The organism is Micromonospora sp. Mcm103 (assembly GCF_024519755.1).
Taxonomy (GTDB): domain Bacteria; phylum Actinomycetota; class Actinomycetes; order Mycobacteriales; family Micromonosporaceae; genus Micromonospora; species Micromonospora aurantiaca.
Genome location: NZ_JALJRJ010000060.1, coordinates 1 through 770 on the forward strand (window position 1 = coordinate 1; position 770 = coordinate 770).

The window sequence follows — 770 nt, forward strand, 5'->3', positions numbered from 1 at the left end:
GCGTTGAGGACGTTGAGGACCGAGTTGTACGCGGCCTTCTTGTTGCCTCCGCCGTCGAACAGCAGCGGGCTCTCGTTCGAGCGCCACGAGTCGCTGTCCCGCACGCCCCACACCGTGATGCCGATACAGCGCGGCACGTTGATGCACGCCTGAGTCAGCCCGGCGTACTGGCTGGTCGAGGAGTTGGTCACGTCGACCTCGGTCAACGCCACGTCCACACCCAGCGCCGCGAAGTTCTGCAGCGTGGTCTGGAAGTTGCCCGGCAACGAGCTACCGCCGGTGAAGTGGGTCTGCAGACCCACGCAGTCGATCGGCACACCCCGGGACTTGAAGTCCCGGATCATGTTGTACACACCCTGCGTCTTGCCGTACGACCAGTTCTCGATGTTGTAGTCGTTGTAGCAGAGCTTCGTCGACGGGTCGGCCGCCCGCGCGGTCCGGAACGCCACCTCGATCCAGTCGTTACCGGTGCCCTGCAGGTTCGAGCTGCGGCGGCTGCCGTCCTCGTTGAACGCCTCGTTCACCACGTCCCACGCCGCAAGCTTGCCCCGGTAGTGGGCCATCACACCGTTGATGTGATCGATCATCGCCTGACGCAGGTTGCTGCCGTTCAGGCTCTGCATCCAACCCGGCTGCTGCGCGTGCCACGCCAGCGTGTGGCCACGGACCTTCAAGCCCCGCTGGGTCGCCCAGTTGTAGATCTGGTCACCGGAGGAGAAGTTGAACTGGCCCCGGTTGGGCTGGAGCGCTTCCGGCTTCATCTCGTTCTC

General features: G+C 64.5%; 1 protein-coding gene. It reads right to left on the reverse strand.

Annotation, left to right across the window (positions count from 1 at the left end; translation table 11 throughout):
• Positions 1-770, reverse strand: a 770-nt coding sequence (locus tag OC439_RS30165) for an endo-1,4-beta-xylanase (RefSeq protein ID WP_315985962.1), incomplete at both ends; no start/stop codon positions are given.